At 73.4% G+C, this 21,555-nt stretch carries 20 protein-coding genes; 8 read left to right on the plus strand and 12 right to left on the minus strand.

What is annotated here, in order from left to right:
• Position 1: 1 nt before the first annotated feature.
• From ACIBA9_RS24295 to ACIBA9_RS24310, 4 genes are all read right to left on the minus strand, one after another.
• Positions 2-940, minus strand: a complete 939-nt coding sequence (locus ACIBA9_RS24295; protein WP_399366106.1) for a hypothetical protein — start codon at positions 938-940, stop codon at positions 2-4.
• Positions 941-987: 47 nt separating this feature from the next.
• On the minus strand, positions 988-1,752 hold the full coding sequence (locus ACIBA9_RS24300; RefSeq protein ID WP_399366108.1) for an LPXTG cell wall anchor domain-containing protein: 765 nt from the start codon (positions 1,750-1,752) through the stop codon (positions 988-990).
• A 215-nt stretch (positions 1,753-1,967) separates the two neighbouring features.
• Positions 1,968-2,564, minus strand: a complete 597-nt coding sequence (locus ACIBA9_RS24305) for an ATP-binding protein (protein ID WP_399366110.1) — start codon at positions 2,562-2,564, stop codon at positions 1,968-1,970.
• Positions 2,565-2,882: 318 nt separating this feature from the next.
• Positions 2,883-3,260, minus strand: a complete 378-nt coding sequence (locus tag ACIBA9_RS24310; protein ID WP_399366112.1) for an STAS domain-containing protein — start codon at positions 3,258-3,260, stop codon at positions 2,883-2,885.
• A gap of 249 nt (positions 3,261-3,509) precedes the next feature.
• On the opposite strand from ACIBA9_RS24310, the gene ACIBA9_RS24315 reads away from it, so the two are divergent.
• Positions 3,510-4,406, plus strand: coding sequence for an RNA polymerase sigma factor SigF (locus tag ACIBA9_RS24315; RefSeq protein ID WP_399366114.1), 897 nt, complete (start codon positions 3,510-3,512; stop codon positions 4,404-4,406).
• Positions 4,407-4,656: 250 nt separating this feature from the next.
• Positions 4,657-6,186, plus strand: coding sequence for a ricin-type beta-trefoil lectin domain protein (locus tag ACIBA9_RS24320; RefSeq protein ID WP_399366116.1), 1,530 nt, complete (start codon positions 4,657-4,659; stop codon positions 6,184-6,186).
• A gap of 30 nt (positions 6,187-6,216) precedes the next feature.
• Here ACIBA9_RS24320 and hutI read toward each other — a convergent pair whose 3' ends face one another.
• From hutI to hutU, 4 genes are all read right to left on the minus strand, one after another.
• On the minus strand, positions 6,217-7,395 hold the full coding sequence (gene hutI, locus ACIBA9_RS24325) for an imidazolonepropionase (protein ID WP_399366118.1): 1,179 nt from the start codon (positions 7,393-7,395) through the stop codon (positions 6,217-6,219).
• A 38-nt stretch (positions 7,396-7,433) separates the two neighbouring features.
• On the minus strand, positions 7,434-8,795 hold the full coding sequence (locus ACIBA9_RS24330) for a formimidoylglutamate deiminase (protein WP_399366120.1): 1,362 nt from the start codon (positions 8,793-8,795) through the stop codon (positions 7,434-7,436).
• On the minus strand, positions 8,792-9,994 hold the full coding sequence (locus ACIBA9_RS24335) for an allantoate amidohydrolase (RefSeq protein ID WP_399366428.1): 1,203 nt from the start codon (positions 9,992-9,994) through the stop codon (positions 8,792-8,794). The genes ACIBA9_RS24330 and ACIBA9_RS24335 overlap by 4 nt, the downstream gene beginning before the upstream one ends.
• Before the next feature lie 146 nt (positions 9,995-10,140).
• Positions 10,141-11,817, minus strand: coding sequence for a urocanate hydratase (gene hutU / locus ACIBA9_RS24340; RefSeq protein ID WP_399366122.1), 1,677 nt, complete (start codon positions 11,815-11,817; stop codon positions 10,141-10,143).
• Positions 11,818-11,911: 94 nt separating this feature from the next.
• On the opposite strand from hutU, the gene ACIBA9_RS24345 reads away from it, so the two are divergent.
• The 5 genes from ACIBA9_RS24345 to ACIBA9_RS24365 all read left to right on the plus strand — a co-directional run bounded on the left by ACIBA9_RS24345 (position 11,912) and on the right by ACIBA9_RS24365 (position 15,646).
• Positions 11,912-13,330: a diaminopimelate decarboxylase gene (locus ACIBA9_RS24345; protein ID WP_399366124.1), complete on the plus strand. Its 1,419-nt coding sequence runs from the start codon at positions 11,912-11,914 to the stop codon at positions 13,328-13,330.
• 187 nt (positions 13,331-13,517) lie between these two features.
• Entirely contained in the window at positions 13,518-13,907 is a 390-nt protein-coding gene (locus ACIBA9_RS24350) for a hypothetical protein (protein ID WP_362155204.1), read from the plus strand.
• A complete protein-coding gene (locus ACIBA9_RS24355; protein ID WP_362155202.1) occupies positions 13,904-14,710 on the plus strand; it encodes a transcriptional regulator in 807 nt (268 codons plus the stop codon). The genes ACIBA9_RS24350 and ACIBA9_RS24355 overlap by 4 nt, the downstream gene beginning before the upstream one ends.
• A gap of 31 nt (positions 14,711-14,741) precedes the next feature.
• The gene (locus tag ACIBA9_RS24360; protein ID WP_362155200.1) at positions 14,742-15,251 is read left to right on the plus strand and encodes a roadblock/LC7 domain-containing protein; all 510 of its coding nucleotides are present in this window, start codon (positions 14,742-14,744) and stop codon (positions 15,249-15,251) included.
• Between the two features lie 20 nt (positions 15,252-15,271).
• A complete protein-coding gene (locus tag ACIBA9_RS24365) occupies positions 15,272-15,646 on the plus strand; it encodes a hypothetical protein (protein WP_399366127.1) in 375 nt (124 codons plus the stop codon).
• Here ACIBA9_RS24365 and ACIBA9_RS24370 read toward each other — a convergent pair.
• The 3 genes from ACIBA9_RS24370 to ACIBA9_RS24380 form a co-directional block, all read right to left on the minus strand.
• Positions 15,643-16,227 (minus strand): hypothetical protein, encoded by a 585-nt coding sequence (locus ACIBA9_RS24370; protein WP_399366129.1) that lies wholly within the window; start codon positions 16,225-16,227, stop codon positions 15,643-15,645. The genes ACIBA9_RS24365 and ACIBA9_RS24370 overlap by 4 nt on opposite strands.
• A 100-nt stretch (positions 16,228-16,327) precedes the next feature.
• Positions 16,328-17,266, minus strand: a complete 939-nt coding sequence (locus tag ACIBA9_RS24375) for a MurR/RpiR family transcriptional regulator (protein WP_399366131.1) — start codon at positions 17,264-17,266, stop codon at positions 16,328-16,330.
• Positions 17,263-18,771: an aromatic amino acid ammonia-lyase gene (locus ACIBA9_RS24380; protein ID WP_399366133.1), complete on the minus strand. Its 1,509-nt coding sequence runs from the start codon at positions 18,769-18,771 to the stop codon at positions 17,263-17,265. The genes ACIBA9_RS24375 and ACIBA9_RS24380 overlap by 4 nt, the downstream gene beginning before the upstream one ends.
• 303 nt (positions 18,772-19,074) lie before the next feature.
• On the opposite strand from ACIBA9_RS24380, the gene ACIBA9_RS24385 reads away from it, so the two are divergent.
• Positions 19,075-19,515 carry a hypothetical protein gene (locus tag ACIBA9_RS24385; RefSeq protein WP_399366135.1) on the plus strand — a complete coding sequence of 147 codons (441 nt, stop codon included), beginning with the start codon at positions 19,075-19,077 and terminating at the stop codon, positions 19,513-19,515.
• A gap of 15 nt (positions 19,516-19,530) precedes the next feature.
• Here the strand turns inward: ACIBA9_RS24385 and glmS are convergent, their stop codons facing one another.
• Positions 19,531-21,378, minus strand: coding sequence for a glutamine--fructose-6-phosphate transaminase (isomerizing) (glmS, locus tag ACIBA9_RS24390; RefSeq protein WP_399366137.1), 1,848 nt, complete (start codon positions 21,376-21,378; stop codon positions 19,531-19,533).
• Positions 21,379-21,555: the final 177 nt, after the last annotated feature.

Below are 21,555 nucleotides of genomic sequence, written 5' to 3' on the forward strand. Positions count from 1 at the left end.
GTCACCGGCCCTCCGTGGACGAGGCCCCGGCGCGGTGGTCGCCGGCCGCTACGAGAGGACGTGGGCCCGGGTCGCCGGGCCTGGCGTCCGCGGGCGGGGGCGTGTTAGTCGTACGGCTACCCCGTCGTCGTACGGCGAACAGGACGCCCGCTCCCACGACCGCCGTGCCGGCCGCGCCCGCCGGTACCTCCCACGGCACGAACCGGGCGGACGTGGTCGCCGTGTCGTGAGCGCCTCCCGGGGCCGTGACCGTCAGCCGGACGTCGACCGCGTCCAGGGCGGGCCGGTCCGGCCAGGGCTCGGCGAGTCCCACCCGGGCTCCCGGGCGCAGCCGGACGGGCAGGGCACGCGCCGGGCGATCGAGGAGGCGGCCGAGGACACCGTCCACGCGCACCGCGAGTCTCGGCACGAGCACGGTGGTGCCGCGGTTGACCAGCTCGTAGGTGAGCCGGTCGGCACGCACGGACAGGTGCTCGACGGTCAGCGCGGCGAGCGCCGGGCCGACGACGCGCAGCCGTAGCGGGACGGTCTCCGTGCGGCCGTCGGCGGCGCGCGCGACGACGGCGCCGGAGCGGTCGCCGGGTTCGGCCCCGGCCGGAACGGTCACCGTGATGGGCACGTCGGCGCGGGTCCGGGCGGGGACGCGCGGTCCCCGGTCGGCGAAGGCGATCCGGATGCCGGCACCGGTACCGGACAGCCGTACGTCGAGCGGCGCCCGGCCCGGGTTGGTGACGGACACCGTGTCCCGCAGCACCGCCCCGGGCGGTCCCTCGGCGTACAGGGAGGGGCGGCCGCCACCCGAGGGGGAGACGGACCACGATCCGGTGGCGGCGGCGCCGGGCGCCGCGCCCAGCAGAGTGAGCAGGCACAGGGCCGCGGGCACGGTGGCGGCCGGGGGCAGGCGTCGGCGGCGGGGCGGGACGCGGGTGACGGACGCCATGGGCGCCTCCAGCGGTCGCGGGCCGGGGTCGGTCGGGGGCTGAGGCGTCAGCGGCGGGCGGTCTGGCCGCGCCGGCTGAGCCACAGGGCGCCCGCCGCACCGGCGAGCAGAACCGTGCCGCCGAGCGTGCCGAGGGCGACGGCGGAGTCCGCGGGCCCGGTCTGCGGCAGTCGACCACCGGTGCCACCGGAGCCCCCGGTGCCGCCGCCGGAAGACGAGGACGAGCCGCCCGAAGAGGACGAGCCGCCGGACGTGGACGCGCCGCCCGAAGAGGACGAGCCGCCCGAGGTGGACGAGCCGCCCGCTCCCGTCACGTCCAGCGTCAGGGACGGCTTCGGGCTGTTGGTCGGCGTGCAGGTCGTCGTCGTACCGAGCGCCTTGATGGTGAGGACGGCCGCCGTGAAGGTGACCTTGCCGTTCTTTCTTGGCGTGTAGGTACCGCTCAAGTCGCTGATCTTTATAGGGGTGTTGGCGGGGATGGCGGCCGCGTTGGCCGGTCCGTCGACCGCGAGGGTCCCGCTGTCGGCGCCGCCCAGTCTGATGGTGGCGCTCGGCGTCATCGCCCCCTTGCCCAGCTCGACGGGGCTGGAGGAGACACCCTTCTGCCAGGACATGGTGATCTTGTAGCCGCTGCCGCTGTGGACGCCCTTGATGTCGATGGGCGAGACGGCGCTCTTGACGCCGATCGGCGTCTGACAGCGGTAGTCGACGTCGACGACGTCGGCATGGGCCGCCGGAGCGGCCAGCAGCACCGCCGAGCCGGCCAGCGCCGCGGCGGACGCGAGCGCGGCGGTTCGCTTCGGGTACGACACGATCGGTCCACCCCATTCGTTCACGACGAAATAGCTGACGGCATATCAGATTCGGCCGTCAAGGTACGCCCGGGGTCGCGAGGAAGGAAGACGCGGCGCGGGCCGGAGTTGTGGCGATCCGGCGCGCGCGTCAAGTGTCGGAGTGGAGACGGGGGGACGGAGAGGCGGTGGCGCCGGGCGGGCGGCGCCGGGAGGTGGCAGGGGCGGCCCCGCGGCTACGCGGGAGCGCCCAGATCCGCCCACACCGTCTTGCCGGGGCGGTCCGTGGCGCGCACGACGCCCCAGTCCAGGCAGAGCCGCTGCACGATGAACATGCCGTGTCCCCCGGGGCGACCGGCGCGGTGCGGGGTGCGCGGGGCCGGCTGGCCCGTGCCGCGGTCGGAGACCTCGACCCGGATCACCTTGTTGTCGCAGGAGAGGACCAGTTCGTCGGGACCCTCGGCGTGCAGACAGGCGTTGGTGACCAGTTCGGACACGACGAGCAGGACGTCCTCCGCGGCGGCCCGCCGGTCGGCGCCGTCGGCGGGCAGCCAGCCCCACGCGTACAGCGCCTGGCGGGAGAAGTCACGGGCAAGCGGGACGACACCGCTCTCGCCCTCCAGGACGAGTCTGCGGACCTGTCGCCCACGCGCCTCCGGAGTGCCGCCGGACGCCCCGGACGGCCCGGGCGGAGCAGGCGGCGACGGCGCGACCGCCCTCGCATCTGCCCCCGCGGCCGCGCCGACGGTCGGCACAGCACCCTCGGACTCCCCGGAAGCGCCGCTGGGCTCCGGGCCGCGGTCGCCCGGCGAGTAAGGCCGGGTGGTGCTCATCAGCGCTTCACCTCACCGATTCACCAGTTCACGATTCATAAGTCCGGCACCGTTCGATGCCGGCCGGTCCGTACGTCGTCCGCCCGCCGCAGGTGCGGGTCGGTCGCTCGCCCGTCCGCTGCACATAGGTCCCGTCCAGGTCACACCATCAGGTCGTTCACCGGGTCCGAGATCGGGTCCGGTGGCGGGCGGTCGGCAGGAGGCTCCCTGCCCTCTTCTGCCCTCTCCTGCCCGACGGATCCGGCGAAACACCCCCGTATTCGGCGTGACAGGCGCGACGCCCGGAGCGACCGGGACGCGAGGGCCGGAAATGCGGGCTCAGTCGGCCCCTTCGGCCAGCGCCGCCTCCACGGAGTCGTGGACGGTGAAGACCGCCTCGGCCCCTGTGATCTCGAACACGCGGGCCACCACCGGCAGCATGCCGGCCAGGTGGACCCCGCCCCCCGCGGCCTCCGCCTTCAACCGCGCCCCGAGTAGAACGTTCAGGCCGGTGGAGTCGCAGAACTCCAGGCGTGAGCAGTCCACCACAAGCCGCGCGAAGCCCTTGGCGAGGAGGTCGTCGAGGGGCTCACGCAGAAGATCGGCGGTGTGGTGATCGAGCTCACCCGCCGGTGTCACTACGGCGCTGGAGCCCTCTTCCCGCACCTCCACCAGAAGCCGGCCCGACTGTGCGCTGCCGACCGTCCCGTGGTCCATGCCGTCTCTCTCCCGAGGTCGTGGCTGCTGATGCCCTCGAACATTACGCCTTCCCAGCGCCCTCCGACACCCGAACAACCGCACACAAACGGACATACCGCAACAGAACGCACTTGCAACCCGCTCGGTGAAGCGGGTAGGGCTAGTACGGACACACATTCCTACACGCCGGCTTCGGAGGCGCCGCACAACGCAGCAGTGCACGTATCGGCTTCGGCAGCCATATGCCGAGAACGATGGAGGACACCCATGTCACCCCGGCTCGACGCATCGCATACCCGTATCGCGACGTCGACACCCCCACCGGAAAAACTGGATCATCCCATCGATCCCCTCGACCTCTTCGAGGATCTTCCGGAGATCCCCCCGTACGACGAGATCGGCCCGGTCGACGCACGGGCCCTGTCCAAGACACTCTTCGAGCGGCTCGAGTCGCTGGAGGAAGGGACGTACGAGCACGCGTACGTCCGCAACACGCTCGTCGAGCTCAACCTCGCGCTGGTCAAGTTCGCCGCCTCCCGCTTCCGCTCCCGCAGCGAGCCGATGGAGGACATCGTCCAGGTCGGCACCATCGGCCTGATCAAGGCGATCGACCGCTTCGAGCTCGCCCGTGGTGTGGAGTTCCCCACCTTCGCGATGCCTACCATCATCGGCGAGATCAAGCGTTTCTTCCGTGACACCTCCTGGTCGGTGCGCGTCCCGCGCCGGCTTCAGGAGCTGCGGCTCGACCTCGCCAAGGCGGGAGACGAACTGGCCCAGAAGCTGGACCGCTCCCCCACGGTCGCGGAACTCGGCGAGCGGCTCGGCATCTCCAGGGAAGAGGTCGTCGAGGGCATGGCCGCGTCGAACGCGTACACGGCCTCCTCCCTGGACGCACAGCCCGAGGAGGACGAGACCGAGGGTTCCCTGGCGAACCGGATCGGGTACGAGGACCACGGGCTCGAGGGCATCGAGTTCATCGAGTCGCTCAAGCCGCTGATCGCGGAACTGCCGTCCCGGGACCGCAAGATCCTCTCGCTGCGGTTCGTGGCGAACATGACCCAGTCGGAGATCGGCGACGAACTGGGCATCTCCCAGATGCACGTCTCCCGGCTGCTGTCGCGCACGCTGGTGCGGTTGCGCAAGGGGCTGACGGTGGAGGAGTGAGCCTCCACACGGGGCTTCGGCTTTCCCGGGTGACCTCCACGAGCGGATGCGGTCCGGCCCATGGCGCCGGACCGCTTCGTTTTCCGGAGGTCGGCTTCGCTTTTCGGAGGCCGGCCTCCCGGTTGCCCGAACCCTTTTGAGTTACCACAGGTAACCCTCTTTTCCTCAAGGGCCGCCTCCGCCACCATGGGCACCCCAAACTGGCCGGTACGTCAGGACAGGGGATGGGCGGCGGCGAGGAGGGGCGAGGATGGCTCAGGGCGGCGACGCTGCCGGGGAGACGGGTGGCGGGCCGTACGGCGAGGCGCCGGACGCGCGGCTGACCGTACTGCTGCGCGGCGACACCGCCACCGCCTACGCCGCGCTGCGGGAGCTCCACCGACGGCACCGCCCGACGGTCCTCGGCTACGCCCGGCTGTGCACCGCGAGCGAGTCGGCGGCCCGGCGGCTGGCGGCCGAGACCTTCACGGCGGCGGCCCGCGAGACGGCACACGGTGTGGACCCGCGCGTCCCCCTCCGCCACCACCTCCTGCTGCTGACCGCCCGGCTGGCCGCCTCCTGGGCCCGCGACGACCGCTCCGCGGGCCTCGACCCCGGCCTGCTGTTGGTCCTGAACACCACCGGCACCCCGGAGGGCCCGCTCCCGCCCCTGCTGGCCGCGTTCCACACCCTGCCCTCCCGCGCCCAGGGCCTGCTCTGGTACGCCGTCGTGGACGAGGAGCCCGAGGACCGCACGGCCGCCTTCCTCGACCTCGCCCCCCAGGACGTGGTGTACGGCACGCCGCAGGCCCTCCAGGCGATGTCCCAGGCCTGTCTGAGGTCCCGCCTGGCCGCCTCCGACGACCCGCGCTGCGCGGACTTCCGCCGCCTGATCGAGGAGTCGACGCGGGCGGACGCCCCCCGCCACAGCGCCGACCTGCACGCGCACATGGCGCACTGCCCGCACTGCACGGCCGCCCACGAGGACCTGACGGCCCTGCGGGACGCCCCGCGCGCAGCCCTGGCGGAGGGCCTGCTGCCCTGGTCCGGTTCGTCGTACACGACCCGGCAGGGCCCCGAGCCCCGGGTCGCCGCCGGCGGCACGGGGTCGCGGCGCCCTCCCTCCCGCCGCTTACTGCTGGCCTCCGCGGCCTTCGGTGTGGCCCTGGTCCCCCTGGTGATCCTCATGCTGCCCTCGGGCGGCTCCGCGGACCACCGCTCGGCGGGCGCCGTCGGCACGCCCACCACCGCACCGCCGGTCACGGTCACGGCGACGGTGTCCGCGACACCGTCGCCGTCCCGGACCTCCCGGTCCCCGTCTCCCACGCGGAGCCCGAGCCCGACGACGCGGCCCCCGAGCCACAGCCCCCGCCCGTCCCCCTCCCCCACGGCCCACGCCCCGAACGGCACGTACGCCCAGGTCGTGAACGTCGCCTCGGGCCGGTGCCTGGACGTGTCCGGCGACTTCGACAACGGCACCGACGTCGTCACCGCCCCCTGCACCGCCGCCCCCACCCAGCGCTGGCGCGTCGACACCGGCCGCGGTGTCGTGCAGTCGTCCGCGGACCCCGGCTTCTGCCTGGACAGCCGCGGTTCCGTCGACAAGGGCGTGGGCATCTGGGACTGCGACTCGGTCGACGGCGACCACGGCGACAACCTGCGCTTCACGGTCGACGCCGACGGGGTGATCCGCCCGGCGATCGCCATCGAGACGGCGGTCACCGCGGACGGGGGCGGCGGGCTGTCGCTGGAGCCGCTGACCGGGGGCACGGCTCAGCAGTGGCGGGCGGGGGCGGAGTGACCCCGCCCCTGCCGTCCTGACACCGGCGCGTCAGACCACGCGCGCGCCGCGCCGCCAGACACCCGCGACCAGCGGCACGCCCGGCCGGTACGCCAGGTGTACATGGCTCGGCGCGTCGAGGAGGGTCAGGTCGGCGCGAGCACCCGGCGTGAGTCGGCCGATGTCGTCGCGGCGCAGGGCCGCCGCGCCGCCCGCCGTCGCCGACCAGACCGCCTCGTCCGGGGTCATCCCCATGTCCCGCACCGCCAGCGCGATACAGAAGGGGACCGAGGAGGTGAAGGACGAGCCGGGGTTGCAGTCCGTGGACAGGGCCACCGTGACGCCCGCGTCCAGCAGGCGGCGGGCGTCCGGCCACTGGGCGCGGGTGGAGAACTCGGCGCCGGGGAGGAGCGTGGCGACGGTACGGCCGCTCGCCAGGGCGTCCACGTCCGCGTCCGTGAGGTGGGTGCAGTGGTCCGCGCTGGCCGCGTCGAGCTCCACCGCGAGCTGGACACCCGGGCCGTACGACAGCTGGTTGGCGTGGATCCGGGGGTGGAGCCCCTTCGCCTTGCCCGCCGTGAGAACGGCGCGCGCCTGGTCGCCGTCGAAGGCGCCCTTCTCGCAGAACACGTCGATCCAGCGGGCGTGCGGCGCGCAGGCGTCCAGCATCTCGCCGGTGACCAGGGCCACATAGGCGGCGGGGTCGTCGGCGAGGTCCGGGGAGACGATGTGGGCGCCCAGGTACGTCACCTCCTCGGTGTGCCGCGCCGCGATGCGCAGGGCGCGGGACTCGTCCTCGACGGTGAGTCCGTAACCCGACTTGGTCTCGAAGGTGGTGGTGCCCTGGCGGAGCGCCTCCGCCAGGTAGTGGGTGAGGTTCGCCTCCAGTTCCGCGTCGCTCGCGGCGCGGGTGGCCGCGACCGTGGTGCGGATGCCACCGGCCGTATAGGAGCGGCCGGACATACGGGCGTTGAACTCCTGGGTGCGGTCGCCCGCGAAGACCAGGTGCGAGTGGGAGTCCACGAAGCCCGGCAGTACGGCCCGGCCGCCCGCGTCGACCCGATTGTCGGTGGCGGGTGCTTTGCCGGCTTCACCGGTCCAGGCGACGCGGTCGCCGTCGATGACGACGGCCGCGTCGTGGATCAGACCGAGGGGGGAGTCTCCCCATCCGGAGGAGGGGTCGTTGGTGACCAGCGTGGCGATGTTGGTGATGACGGTGCTGCTGCTCATGGTGTCCTCGAAGGTGGCCGGATGGGGGTCGGCGGGCCTCAGCCGCGGAGCGCTGCGATCGAGTCGGCCAGCGCCGACGGCACGTCGGGCACGAGCGTGTGCGCGCCGTCCCGTACGACATGCCGCCCGCCCACGACCGTATGGCGTACGTCCGCCGCGGAGGCGGCGAATACGGCGGTCTCGGCTCCGAGTCGCGGCACCGGTCCCGCTGTCCTGACCGAGTCCAGGGCGACGGTGGTGAAGTCGGCGAGCGCCCCGGGCTCCAGGGTGCCCGCGTCCTGCCAGCCCAGGGCCGCGTGACCGTCCGCCGAGGCGGCGCGCAGCAGGGCCGCGGCCGTCCAGTGGCCCCGGGTGCGGGTGCGCAGCCGCTCGTTCAGCTCCATGGCGCGCGCCTCTTCGAGCAGGTCGATGACGGCGTGGCTGTCGGAACCGAGGGAGAGCGGGGAGCCGGCGCGCTGCAGGGCGACGGCCGGCCCGATCCCGTCGGCCAGGTCGCGCTCGGTCGTCGGGCACATGCAGGTGCCGGTGCCCGACTCGCCGAGCAGGGCGATGTCGTCGTCGGTGAGATGGGTGTTGTGCACGCCGGTGGTGCGCGGCCCGAGGACGCCGTGGTCGGCGAGCAGCCGGGTGGGCGTGCGGCCGTGCGCGGCGAGGCAGGCGTCGTTCTCGGCGGTCTGCTCCGACAGATGCACATGCAGCGGGGCCCGCCGCTCCCCCGCCCACTGCGCCACGGTCGCCAGCTGGTCCGCGGGCACGGCCCGCACCGAGTGGATCGCCGCCCCGATCCGTGCGTGATCCCGTTCCTCGAGAGCCGCGCAGCGTTCGGCCCAGGCCTGCGCGCTGCCGTCGGAGAACCGCAGCTGGTGGGGGTTGGGCGGCTCGCCGAAGCCGGCGGAGAGGTAGCAGGTGTCGAGGAGCGTGATCCGGATCCCGGCGTCGGCGGCGGCCGCGATCAGTGCCTCGCCCATCGCGTTGGGGTCGGCGTAGGGGGTGCCGCCGTGCGCGTGGTGCACGTAGTGGAACTCACCGACGCAGGTGACGCCGGCCAGCGCCATCTCGGCGTACACCGCGCGGGCCAGGGCGTGGTAGGTCTCCGGGGTCAGGCGGTCGGCGACGGAGTACATCATCTCGCGCCAGGTCCAGAAGGTCCCGGAGCCGACCTGGACGGTGCCGCGCAGCGCCCGGTGGAAGGCGTGGCTGTGCGCGTTCGCCAGGCCGGGCAGGGTGAGCCCGCGCAGGATCTCGGCGCCGGGCGGCGGGGTGGCCACGCCGGTGCGGACGGCGCCGATCCGGCCGTCCGTTCCCGCGGCGGAGCCGCCGGTCCGCACGGTGACGGCCACACCCGGCTCGACGTGCGTGCCGAGCCAGGCGTGTTCCAACCAGTAGGTCCGTTCGGTCACGTGCAGGCCAGCCCTTCCAGTACGTCGGCGAGGGCGCTCACCCCGGCCACGCAGTCGTCCTCGGCCGCCGACTCGGCCGGGGAGTGCGAGACGCCGGTGGGGTTGCGCACGAACAGCATGGCGGTCGGGATGGTCCCGGAGAGGATTCCGGCGTCGTGTCCGGCGCCCGTGCCGAGCACGGGCACCGTCAGGCCGGTGTCCTTGCCCAGGATGCGGCCGAGTTCGTCGCGCAGGGCGTGGTCGAACTCCACGACGGGCGTGAAGGACTCGCGGACGACGGCCAGGTCGATGCCGTGGGCGTCGGCGTAATCCCGGGCCGCCCGCTCGATGCCGCCGACCACGGTGGCCAGGGTGCCTTGGTCGGCGGCGCGGGAGTCGAGCCAGCCGCGCACCAGGGAGGGAATGGCGTTGACGCCGTTCGGCTCGACGGAGATCTTGCCGAAGGTGGCGACGGCTCCGGCGAGTTCGGCCTCGCGCCGGGCGGCGAGCACCGTCTCGGCGTAGGACAGCATCGGGTCGCGGCGGTCGGTCAGCCGGGTGGTGCCGGCGTGGTTGGCCTCGCCCCGGAAGTCGAACCGCCAGCGTCCGTGCGGCCAGATGGCGCTGGCGATACCGACGCGGTCGCCGGACAGGTCCAGCGCGCGGCCCTGCTCGACGTGGAGTTCCACGAAGGCGCCGATCCGGCCCAGCCGTTCGGGGTCGGGTCCGATGGCGTCGGGGTCGTATCCGGCGGCCTCCATGGCCCGGGGCAGGCTGGTCCCGTCGCCGTCGGTGAGCCGGTGGGCCTGCTCGACGGTCAACTGTCCGGCGGTGAGCCGGGAGCCGACGCAGGCGAGCCCGAACCGGGCGCCCTCCTCGTCCCCGAAGTTCACGATCGCCAGGGGCTTGGTGAACCGGGCGCTCCTGCCGCGCAGTTCGTCCAGGGCGGCGAAGGAGGAAACGACGCCGAGGGGCCCGTCGAAGGCGCCGCCGTCCGGTACCGAGTCCAGGTGCGACCCGGTGACGACGGCGTCCCCGGCGGCCGGGTCCCCGAGCCACGCCCACTGGTTGCCGTTGCGGTCGACCTCGTAGGCCAGCCCGCGCGCCTCGGCCTGGTCCTTGAACCAGGCGCGGCACTCGGCGTCGGCACCGGTCCAGGCGTAGCGCCGGTAACCGCCGGAGTCGGGGTGCCGGCCGATGGGGCGCAGCTCGCGCCACATCGCGTGGAAGGAGCCGCCGCCGGCGGCCGGTGTCCCGTCGGCCGGCGCGGGCCGCGGGGCGCGGCCGGTGGGCGCGGACGGACCCGCGTCCGGGGTGGGGAGGCCGGTCCCCGCCGCGGGGCCGCCGTGCCCGGTCCCGAGTTCGCTCACGCCTCGTCACCCTCGGCGTCGCCCTCGCGCATCGGCACCCGCACCCCACGCTCTCCCGCGACGGACTCGGCGATGTCGTAGCCGGCGTCCACGTGCCGGATGACGCCCATGCCGGGGTCGTTGGTCAGCACCCGGCGGATCTTCTCGCCGCCGAGCTTCGTGCCGTCGGCCACCGTGACCTGGCCGGCGTGGATGGACCGCCCCATGCCGACGCCGCCACCGTGGTGGAGGGAGACCCAGGAGGCGCCGGAGGCCACATTGACCATGGCGTTCAGCAGCGGCCAGTCGGCGATCGCGTCGGAGCCGTCGAGCATGGCCTCGGTCTCGCGGTACGGGGAGGCGACGGAACCGCAGTCGAGGTGGTCGCGGCCGATGGCAAGCGGGGCCGCCAGCTCACCGGAGGCGACCATGTCGTTGAAGCGCTCGCCGGCCTTGTCCCGCTCGCCGTAGCCGAGCCAGCAGATGCGTGCGGGCAGGCCCTGGAAGTGGACGCGCTCGCCGGCCATCTTGATCCAGCGGGCCAGGGACTCGTTCTCCGGGAACAGCTCCAGGAGCGCCTTGTCGGTCTTGGCGATGTCGGCCGCGTCGCCGGACAGGGCGGCCCAGCGGAAGGGGCCCTTGCCCTCGCAGAAGAGGGGGCGGATGTAGGCGGGGACGAAGCCGGGGAAGGCGAAGGCGCGGCCGTATCCGGCGAGCTGGGCCTCGCCGCGGATGGAGTTGCCGTAGTCGAAGACCTCGGCGCCGGCGTCCATGAAGCCGACCATGGCCTCGACGTGCTTCGCCATGGACTCGCGGGCGCGGGTGGTGAAGCCGGCCGGGTCCTTGGCGGCGGCGTCGGCCATGTCCTCGAAGGCGATGCCGACGGGCAGGTAGGCCAGCGGGTCGTGGGCGGAGGTCTGGTCGGTGACGATGTCGATCGGCGCGTTCATCGCGAGGAGCTGCGGGACCAGCTCGGCCGCGTTGCCGAGGACGCCGATGGACAGCGGCTTGCGCTGGTCGCGGGCCTCCACGGCCAGCTGGAGGGCGTGGTCGAGGGAGTCGGCCCTGACGTCCAGGTAGCGGTGCTCGATGCGGCGCTCGATGGCGCGCGGGTCGCAGTCGATACAGAGGGCGACGCCGTCGTTCATGGTCACCGCGAGGGGCTGGGCGCCGCCCATGCCGCCGAGACCGGCGGTGAGGGTGATCGTCCCGGCCAGGGTGCCGCCGAACTTCTTCGCGGCGACGGCGGCGAAGGTCTCGTAGGTGCCCTGGAGGATGCCCTGGGTGCCGATGTAGATCCAGGAGCCGGCGGTCATCTGGCCGTACATGGTCAGGCCGAGGGCTTCCAGACGGCGGAACTCCTCCCAGTTGGCCCAGTCGCCGACGAGGTTGGAGTTGGCGATCAGGACGCGCGGGGCCCACTCGTGGGTCTGCATGACGCCGACCGGACGGCCGGACTGGACCAGCATGGTCTCGTCCTGCTTGAGGGTCCGCAGCGTGCGCACCATCGCGTCGAAGGAGCGCCAGTCGCGGGCGGCCTTGCCGGTGCCGCCGTAGACGACGAGCTTGTCCGGGTGCTCGGCGACCTCGGGGTCGAGGTTGTTCTGCAGCATCCGCAGGGCGGCTTCCTGCTGCCATCCCAGGGTGCTCAGTTCCGTGCCGCGCGGTGCTCGTACGGGGCGGGGTCCCGACATCGTCTGCCTCCTCCTGTTACTGCCTTTATTCACATCCTGGCCGCCTGAATAGACCTAGTCAATACATCGGGACGGCCCCGTCGGCGCGCGGCGGATGTTTGGCTGGAAGCACTGGAAGCGAGGACAGGACGGGGAAGCCGTGGAGCACGACATCGAAAGCCGGGCCCGACAGCGCGCCGCCCGGCGGGACGCGGCGGTGCGGGCGGCGGTCGGTCAGGGACTGCTGGGGCCGGACGCGGCCGTGGTGGGACTGCTGGACGTCACCGGGATCCGCGCGGCGGCGGCGGCCCTGCGGGCGGCGTTCGACGAGGTCACCGCGCCCGGTACGCCGGTCCTGCACGCCTTCGCGGTGAAGGCGACCCCGCTGGTGCCGGTGCTGCGGCTGCTGCACGAGGCGGGCATCGGCGCGGAGGTGGCGAGCCCCGGGGAACTGGCGCTGGCCCGGGCGGCCGGGGTGCCGGCCGCCCGGACGGTGCTGGACTCGCCCGCGAAGACACCGGCGGAGCTGCGCGAGGCGCTGGCGCTGGGCGTCGCCGTGAACGCCGACAACCCGCAGGAGCTGGACCGGCTGGACGCCCTGATGCGGTCCGCGCCCAGCCGGTCGCCCGTCGGCATCCGGGTCAATCCGCAGGTGGGCGGGGGCACCATCGGGGCGACGTCCACGGCGACGCCGACGTCGAAGTTCGGGGTGGCGCTGCGCGACGAGGGGGCGCGCGAATGGGTCGTCGAGGCGTGTCTGAAGCGGCCGTGGCTGACCCGGCTGCACGCGCACACCGGCTCGCAGGGCATCCCGCTGCCACTCATGGTGCGGGGCGTGGCACAGACGTACGCGCTCGCGGAGGAGGTCAACGCGCGCGCCGGACGGCGGCAGATCGACACGCTCGACATCGGGGGCGGCCTGCCGGTGAACTTCGCCTCCGAGGAGACGGCGCCGACCTACGCCGGCTTCGCGCGGCTGCTGGCCGAGGAGGTGCCGGGCCTGTTCGACGGACGGTACGGGCTGGTGACCGAGTTCGGGCGGTCGCTGCTGGCCGAACAGGGCACGGTGGTGGCGCGGGTGGAGTACACCAAGAGCGCGGGCGGCCGGCGGATCGCGGTGACGCACGCGGGCGTGCAGGTGGCGACGCGGACGGTGTACGCGCCGCAGGCGTGGCCGCTGCGGATCGCCGCCTACGACGCCGAGGGGCGCCCCAAGACGGGACCGGAGGTGGTGCAGGACGTGGCCGGGCCGGCCTGCTTCGCGGGCGACCTGCTGGCCGAGGGCCGCGCCGCGCCCCTCCTGGAGCAGGGCGACTACGCGGCGGCGCTCGACACGGGCGCGTACTACTTCGCCCACCACTACGCCTACAACTCCCTGGCCCGCCCCGGGGTCTACGGCTTCGCGCCGGACGGCTCGGGCGGCATGGCGTTCGCGACCGTACGGGAGCCGCAGACCATCGCGGAGGTGGTGGCCGAATCCGGCGGAGCGCACGCGTCCGCGCTCACCACCCTGCTCGCGACCGGGACACACTGAGCCGCCGAACCGCTCCGGACGCCCGCCGGACCGAGGGGCCAACCGGCTTGAAGCACACCTCAGTTGACACACCCTAGTACGCCGGGAGCATGTTCCAACGGAAAATGCCAAAGGCCTCACCCGCCGCACACACGTTGCGTAGTGTCTCTGTCACTCAGCCGGAGTCCCAGGCGGGAGGGGAGCCACGGTGCCCGGAATCGACGAGTGCCTGCTGGAAGCGATGCGGTTACCCGGTGCTCGGGGAGCCGCGCTGGTGGACTGGACGAGCGGACTGGCCCTCGGGACGGTCGGGGAGGCACCCGGTGGCGATCACGAGACGACCGCCGCCGAGGCCGCCGAACTGGCCCGGATGGCGGCCGAGCACGGCGCCTTCACCGCCGGGGGCGTGCCGGACGGCCTACCGCCCGTGGAGGACGTGATCGTCAGCAACCACGACAGCTACCACCTGCTGCGCTTCGTGGACACGTCCTTCGACAGCAGCGTGTTCCTGCACCTGTGGCTCGGTCGCGAGGAGGGCAATCTCGCGCTCGCCCGCATCCGGCTCGGCGAGATGGCCGCCCGGCTGGTGCTGGGATGACCATGGTCCGGACCCCTCCACCACCCCTGCCGGTGCGCAGCAAGACGGTCACCCGCGCGCTGTCGCCGATGCTGACCCGGCTCGCCGAGGAGCGGGCCACCGGCGTCCTGCTCCGCGAACACGGCACCCTGTATCTCGCCGAGGGCCGCGTGGTGCACGCCGAGAGTCCCTTCGCCCCCGGCCTGGACGTCCTGCTCACGGCGCACGGCACCCTCGCGGGGGCCGCCTGGCAGTGGGCCGCCACCCGCTCCACCGGCCCGCTGCAGGCCGCGGAACTCCTGCTGGACTCGGGCCTGTTGCCCGCGGGAGCGCTGGAGCTGTGCCATCTGGACGCGCTGTACGACGCGGGGTACTTCGCGCTGGCCCCGAGCAGCGCCCCGGGCCGGTTCCACTACGACAACACGCCCCGGCTCGGCCCGCTGCCCTCGGTACCGGTCGTCGCGCTGGAACGCGAGACGCTGCGCCGCCGGCTGCTGCTGCACCGGCTGTGGCCCGACCCGGCCGCCGACGGCACCCCGCTGATCCGCGCGGACCCGACGGCGGCGGCGCCCGTCACCCCCCGGCAGCGGGCGGTGCTGGACCGCGTGGACGGCCTGCGCACGGCCGTCGAGATAGCGCGGAACCTGGGCCGGCAGGCCTTCCACACGCTCGTCGACGTGCGCCGGCTCGCGGCGGCCGGCCATGTCGCCCCGGTGGCACCCACACCCCGGTTCACCGAACTCGCCCCGCCGCCCACACCCCCGGTCAACGACCCCGACATCGCGCTGCTGAAGAGGCTCAGGGATGCGCTGGAGGCGCTTTGAACGGCACCGCACCGCCGAAAGGAGTGAGCTGATGGTCTCCGATCAGGACCGGCAGACCGTCCTGGAGGAACTGCACCGGCTGCGCACCCGGGTGCCCCAGCTCACCGGCGCCCTCGCGGCCGGCGTCGACGGACTCGTCGTCGCCCACGACACCCCCGGCGTCGAACCGGAAGGCCTGTCGGCGCTGACGGCCGCCGCGCTCGGCGTCGCCGTACGGGTCGCCGACGCCACCGGCAACGGCGGCTTCCGCGAACTCCTGGTGCGCGGCGAGCGCGGCTACATCGCCACCTACGCCGCCGGCCGCAGCGCCGTACTGACACTGCTCGCCCAGGACCGGGTGAACGTCGGCCGGCTGCACCTGGAGGGGCGCCGGGCCGGCGCCCGCGTCGGGGAACTGCTCGACGCCGCCGAGGCCACCGCCCGGGCCGCCCGCCCGGCCGGCCGGCCGCTGGGCGCCGTCAGCGCCGCACCACCGGTCCGCACCCGTACCCGTACGACTCGCACCACCAGCGCCGAAGCGCGCACCGCAACCGACAGTTGAAAGATCCGAGAGGACTCACCATGGCGAACACCGAGACCGCGTTGAAAGAGGCGCTCACCTCCATCGAGGGTGCCACCGGCGTCGCGCTCGTCGACTACACCAGCGGGATGGCGCTGGGGACCATGGGCGGCAGCAAGACCTTCGACCTGAACGTGGCCGCCGCCGGCAACACCGACGTGATCCGCGCCAAGATGCGCACGATGGAGATGCTGGGCCTCAAGGGCGGCATCGAGGACATACTCATCACCCTGTCCGACCAGTACCACCTGATCCGCCTGCTCAACAGCCGCGGCGGCAACGGCCTCTTCCTCTACCTGGTCCTCGACGCGAACCGCGCCAACCTGGCGATGGCCCGGCACCAGCTGAAGAAGATCGAGGAGGAGCTGGAGGTCTAGACGAGGGCGGCGGGACGGCGGCGGGCCCCGCCAGGGGCCGCGTCGCCGGCCGCGATGCCCGTAGCGCGCAGGCCCTTCACGGCCTTGCCCGCCGGGCTCCCGCCCCGCCGGTCGAGCCAGTCGACACGTACCCACAGCAGGGTTCCCCCGGCCCGCTCGCGCCGGCCGAGCCAGGCGGCCTTCAGCCGCAGTCCGGTGCCGAGGCCGGCGAGCAGCATGCCGCCGGCCGCCGGCAGCGCGAGGGAGACACCGAGCGCGCCGAGGAAGGCCGCCAGCAGCCACCAGCGATGCCCGCGGCGCCAGCCGCGCACGGTCACCGCCCGGTCCTGAAGGACGTCGTACTTGCCCGCGCGGACCGCCCCGCGGGCAAGGGCCGCGTACCGCTTACGGCGCGCCAGCGCCACCGCGGCCGCGCCGACGAGGAACAGCGCGGCGCCGGCCAGCACCCCGATCCGGCGCCCGGTCACCCCGGGCACCAGAACGCCGATCCCCGCGGCGAGCACTCCGAGCCACCACATCGGCGCCGCCCCCGCCCGTACGACGACGGCCACCCGAGCCAGTCCCTGACCTCCGCGCGCCACGTCGCCTCCCGTGTCACGTCCGCACACCTGATGTCCCCAGGGAAGCTACCGGCGGAACGTGAGACGAATCTGAGAGCGGGCGGCCCGGCGCGCCGGACGCTCACTCCACGAACAGTCCGCGGGTGGCCGCCTTCGCGTCGAACTCCTCCAGCCGGGCCTGGGCCTGCGGCAGGTCGTCGCAGAGCGCCTCCAGCAGCACCCGTCCGAGCAGCATCGGCGCGCACGCGGTGTCGAAGGCGAGCCCGGTGCCGACGGCGGCCGGCAGCAGCAGGTCGGAGTACTTGGCGACCGGCGCGAAGGCGGAGTCGGCGACCGTGACGACGCTCAGTCCCGCCTCCTTGGCGTAGGCGAGGGTGTCGACGACCTCGCGCGGGTGCCGGGGCAGCGCGAAGCACAGCAGGGCCGTGGCGCCGGCGCGGACGGCCGCGTCGATGCGGTCGTGGATCATCGAGCCGCCCTCGTGGAGCAGCCGGACGTCCGGGTGGACCTTGGCGGCGAAGTACGCGAAGCCGTAGGCCTGGGAGGCGGCGGCGCGCAGTCCGAGCACCGGCAGCGGCCGGGACGCGGCGAGCATCCGGCCGGCCTTCCGCACCGGCCGGGGGTCGGCGAGCACTTCGGCGAGATGCCGGAGGTTGTCGATCTCGGCCTCGACCGCCTGCTGGTACTCGTTGTACGAGCCCGCCTCCGCGGCCGGTTCGGCGGGCACGACCTCGCGCAGGTGCTTGCGCAGGGCGGGGTAGCCGTCGAAGCCGAGCGCGACCGCGAACCGGGTCACCGACGGCTGGCTGACCCCGGCCAGCTCGGCCAGTTCCACGCTGGACAGGAAGGGCACGTCGGCCGCCCGCCGCACCATGCTGTGCGCGATGCGACGCTGGGTGGGGGTGAGCCGGTGGCCCTCGAAGAGCGCCTGCAGCCGGGCGGCCGGACTGTCCGTCACCCCGGACGCCCCGCCGGTTCCGCCGTAGGCGACCGGGCTCCCGTGGCCGCTCGTGGCCGCGGCGGCGCCCGTACCCGTGTCGGTACCCCGTTCGACGCTCATGGCGTGCTCCCCCTCCAGATGTCCGTGAACCGGTCGAGCAGTGCGGTCGCGGCCGTCACGTCGTCCGTGAGCGGCCGGTCGGCCGGGTCGGCGCCGAGGACCGGCTCGGCGAGCGCGAACGCCTGGCCGACGGGCAGCTCCGGGTCGGGCCGCAGATCGCGCTGGCGCAGCGCCCGGACGGCGGCGACGAGTTCGCAGCCGACCACCAGACGGTACGCACCGCACGCGCGCAGGGTCTGCCGCGCGGCGAGCGAGGCGAAACTCGCCTGTTCCTCGACGCCCCGGGAGAGTACAGCGTGGCCGAGCGAGGCGGGGGCCGAGAAGGCCCGCAGATCGCCGAGGGCCGCTCCGGCCGCGTACTCCAGGATCATCACACCGGAGGAGGCCGGTTCGTGGTCGGCGAGGAAGGGCCGCAGACGGGTGTAGGCGGGTTCGTTGAGGGTGGACAGGCGGGACGTCGACAGCCGGGCCACCTGGGTCGTCGCCAGCCTGAAATGGTCCAGCGCGAGGGCGAGTTGGGCCTGGTAGAAGCCGCCGTGGTGGTAGGCGGCCTGGTCCTCGGGGACGATGAGCGGGTTCTCGGCGGCCGCGTTGATCTCCACGGCCAGGACCTGCCCGAGGGTGTCGGCCGCGTCGTGCGCCGGACCGTGTATCTGCGGCAGGCAGCGGAAGCCGTACGGGTCCTGGAGCCGGCCCAGCGGCGGTGTCGGCCGGTCGGCGGCGCCGATCAGTTCCCGCATCCGCCGTGCCGCCTCGGTGCTTCCCCGGTGCGGACGGGCGCCGTGCACGGGCGCCGCGTACGCCTCGTGGGAGCCGTCGACGGCGAGCAGGGAGAGCGCCGCGACGACCTGGGTGGCGCCGATCAGCCCGTCCAGTTCGTGCAGGGCGAGGGCGGACTGGCCGAGGGTGAGGGCGTTGCTGCTGATCAGGGCGAGGGCGTCGTTGTTGTCGAGGGGTTGCGGCGCGGGGGCCGCGGCGCCTCGCCAGGGGTGCTCGCCGACCAGTGCCAGCCCGAGTTGGGCGAGCGCGGCGATGTCGCCGGTGCCGACGGAGCCGAACTCGTTGACGACGGGAAAGGCGCCCGTCTCCAGCGCCTCGCACAGGGCGGTGACCACGCTGGGCCGCAGTCCGGCGCCGCCGGCCAGCACTTGGTTGGCCCGGACGGCGAGCATGGCGCGCACCTGCCGGGCCGGGAGTTCCTCGCCTATGGCGCCGGCGTGGCTGCGCAGCAGGCGCAGTCCGTGCCCGGCGGCGGCCTCGGTGGGCACGTCCTCGTTCCGGTTGGCGCCCACGCCGGTGGAGCGGCCGTACACGCGTCCGGTGGCCGCGATCCGCCGGGCGGCGTCCCAGGACTCCTCCGCCCGCTTCACCGCGCCGGCCTCCGGGAGCGGCACGGCGACGCCGTCGGCGAGGCGTACGACGTCCTCGACGGTGAGTCCGGCGCCGTCGAGGACGACGGTCCCGGACCGCATGGACTGTGGCGTGTCCATGATGCGAGACGACATCACGCCAAACTCCCCTCGGATCGGGACCGGAGCATTGGCAACCTATTCAGACACCAAGAACTCTGCATGACGTTATACAGCCGGACAAGGGGCATCTCATGATCCAGTCCGAGACGACCACCCTGCCGACGCCCGCACGGCAGCACCGGCCGGTGAAGTAGATGAGCGACCTGGTGGAACTGCGTTCGATCGACGTCGTCCCCGAAGAGGTCGCACGGCGGAACGCGGCGTTCTCGCCCGAGGACGCGAAAAGGGGGGTTGTCCCCAGTGCGGAGGGGATGAACGCTCCCTAGGGTGAACCGCATGAGCGCATCGGACCCGCGAGACGTCGGGCTGAAACAGGACATGGACCTGCGCAAGGACCTCGACGCCACCGTACAGACCCGCAGGGAGCTGGGCGAGGAGTACGACTCCGCGCTGGTGGACTCGTTCCTGGAGCGGGTCGAGCAGCGGATCGACGACATCACGGACCGCCGCGTGCGGCGGCACCTGGCCGAGCAGCAGATGGCGGCGGCCCGCGGGAGCCGGCGGCCCAAGGACGTCGGCTCCTGGGCCGAGCGCTACGGTTTCGCGCTGATCACCCTGGTGCTGGCGATCCCGCTGTCCGCGATCGCCGGCACCTTCGCCGGTATCACCGGAATGGTGGCCGGCTGGCTCGGCATCGTCGGCGTGAACGCGGTGCAGGCGGTACGGCTCAACCCCGGGCTGCTGGCCGGCCGGGGCCGGTCCGCCCAGGACGACTGACCCGGGGCGCCGGCCTCACTCCACCGTCACGGACTTGGCCAGGTTGCGCGGCTGGTCCACCTCGTTGCCCCGGGCGGTGGCCAGTTCGCAGGCGAAGACCTGCAACGGCACGGTGGCCACCAGCGGCTGGAGCAGGGTCGGCGTCACCGGAATCCGGATCAGGTGGTCGGCGTACGGCACGACCGCCTCGTCCCCCTCCTCCGCGATCACGATCGTCCGCGCCCCGCGCGCCCGGATCTCCTGGATGTTGGAGACGACCTTGTCGTGCAGGACGGACCGGCCCCGCGGTGACGGTACGACCACCACCACCGGCAGGTCCTCCTCGATCAGCGCGATCGGCCCGTGCTTGAGCTCGCCCGCCGCGAAGCCCTCGGCGTGCATATAGGCCAGTTCCTTGAGCTTCAGGGCGCCTTCGAGGGCGACCGGGTAGCCCACGTGCCGGCCCAGGAACAGCACGGTGTCCTTGTCGGCCAGGGTGCGGGCCAGCGCCCGCACCGGCTCCATCGTCGCCAGGACCCGCTCGACCTCCTCCGAGATCCGGGACAGGTCCCTGATCACGGCCTGGATCTCGTCGGCCCACTTGGTGCCGCGGACCTGGCCCAGGTACAGGGCCACCAGGTAGCAGGCGACCAGCTGGGTCAGGAACGCCTTGGTGGAGGCGACGGCGACCTCCGGCCCGGCGTGCGTGTAGAGCACGGCGTCCGACTCGCGGGGGATCGTCGACCCGTTGGTGTTGCAGATCGCCAGCACCTTGGAGCCCTGCTCACGGGCGTGCCGCAGCGCCATGAGGGTGTCCATGGTCTCGCCGGACTGGGAGATGGCGATGACCAGGGAGCGCCCGTCCAGGATCGGGTCCCGGTAGCGGAACTCGCTCGCCAGTTCCACCTCGCACGGGATGCGCGTCCAGTGCTCGATGGCGTACTTGGCGATCATCCCGGCGTGGAAGGCCGTACCGCAGGCGACGATGACGACCTTGTCCAGCTCGCGCAGCTCGGAGGGCCTGATGCGGACCTCGTCCAGGGTCAGCGAGCCGGAGGGGTCGATGCGACCGAGCAGGGTGTCGGCGACCGCCTTGGGCTGCTCGGCGATCTCCTTGAGCATGAAGTAGTCATAGCCGGCCTTCTCCGCCGCGGAGACGTCCCAGTCCACGTGGTAGGAGCGGGTCTCGGCCGGGCGGCCGTCGAAGCCGGTCACCGTGACGCCGTCGCGGCGCAGCTCCACCACCTGGTCCTGGCCCAGCTCGATCGCCGAGCGGGTGTGGGCGATGAACGCGGCGACGTCGGAGGCCAGGAACGCCTCGCCCTCGCCGACGCCCACCACCAGCGGGGAGTTGCGCCGTGCGCCGACGACCACGTCCGGCTCGTCGGCGTGGACCGCGACCAGCGTGAACGCGCCCTCCAGCCGCCGGCACACCAGCTGCATCGCCGCCGCGAGGTCGCCGGTCGCGGAGAACTCCTCGGCGAGCAGATGGGCGACGACCTCCGTGTCCGTCTCGGAGGACAGCTCGTGGCCCCGCTCGGCCAACTCCGCCCGCAGCACGGCGAAGTTCTCGATGATGCCGTTGTGCACCACGGCGACCCGGCCCGCGTTGTCCAGGTGCGGGTGCGCGTTGGCGTCCGTGGGGCCGCCGTGCGTGGCCCAGCGCGTGTGTCCGATACCCGTCGAACCCGCCGGCAGCGGACGCTCGATCAGTTCCTTCTCCAGGTTGACCAGTTTCCCGGCCTTCTTCGCGGAGGCCAGTCCGCCGTCCGCGAGCACGGCGACACCCGCCGAGTCGTACCCCCGGTACTCCAGTCGCTTGAGCCCGGCCATCACGACATCGAGCGCCGACTGCGACCCTACGTATCCCACGATTCCGCACATGAGCGGCAGCCTACGATCAGTTGGCCGCCGAAAACGGGCGCCGCGTGCCCGAAATCGGAAATTACCACCGGGTCAGGCACACGGAAAGAGCCGGCTGACGCCCGGGCGCGGGGCGGGCGGGACCGGACGCCCCCGCGGCATTTTCCGGGCCCCGGGCCCACGTGACGGACCCCACCC

Source organism: Streptomyces sp. NPDC051452 (assembly GCF_044454765.1).
Lineage (GTDB): Bacteria > Actinomycetota > Actinomycetes > Streptomycetales > Streptomycetaceae > Streptomyces.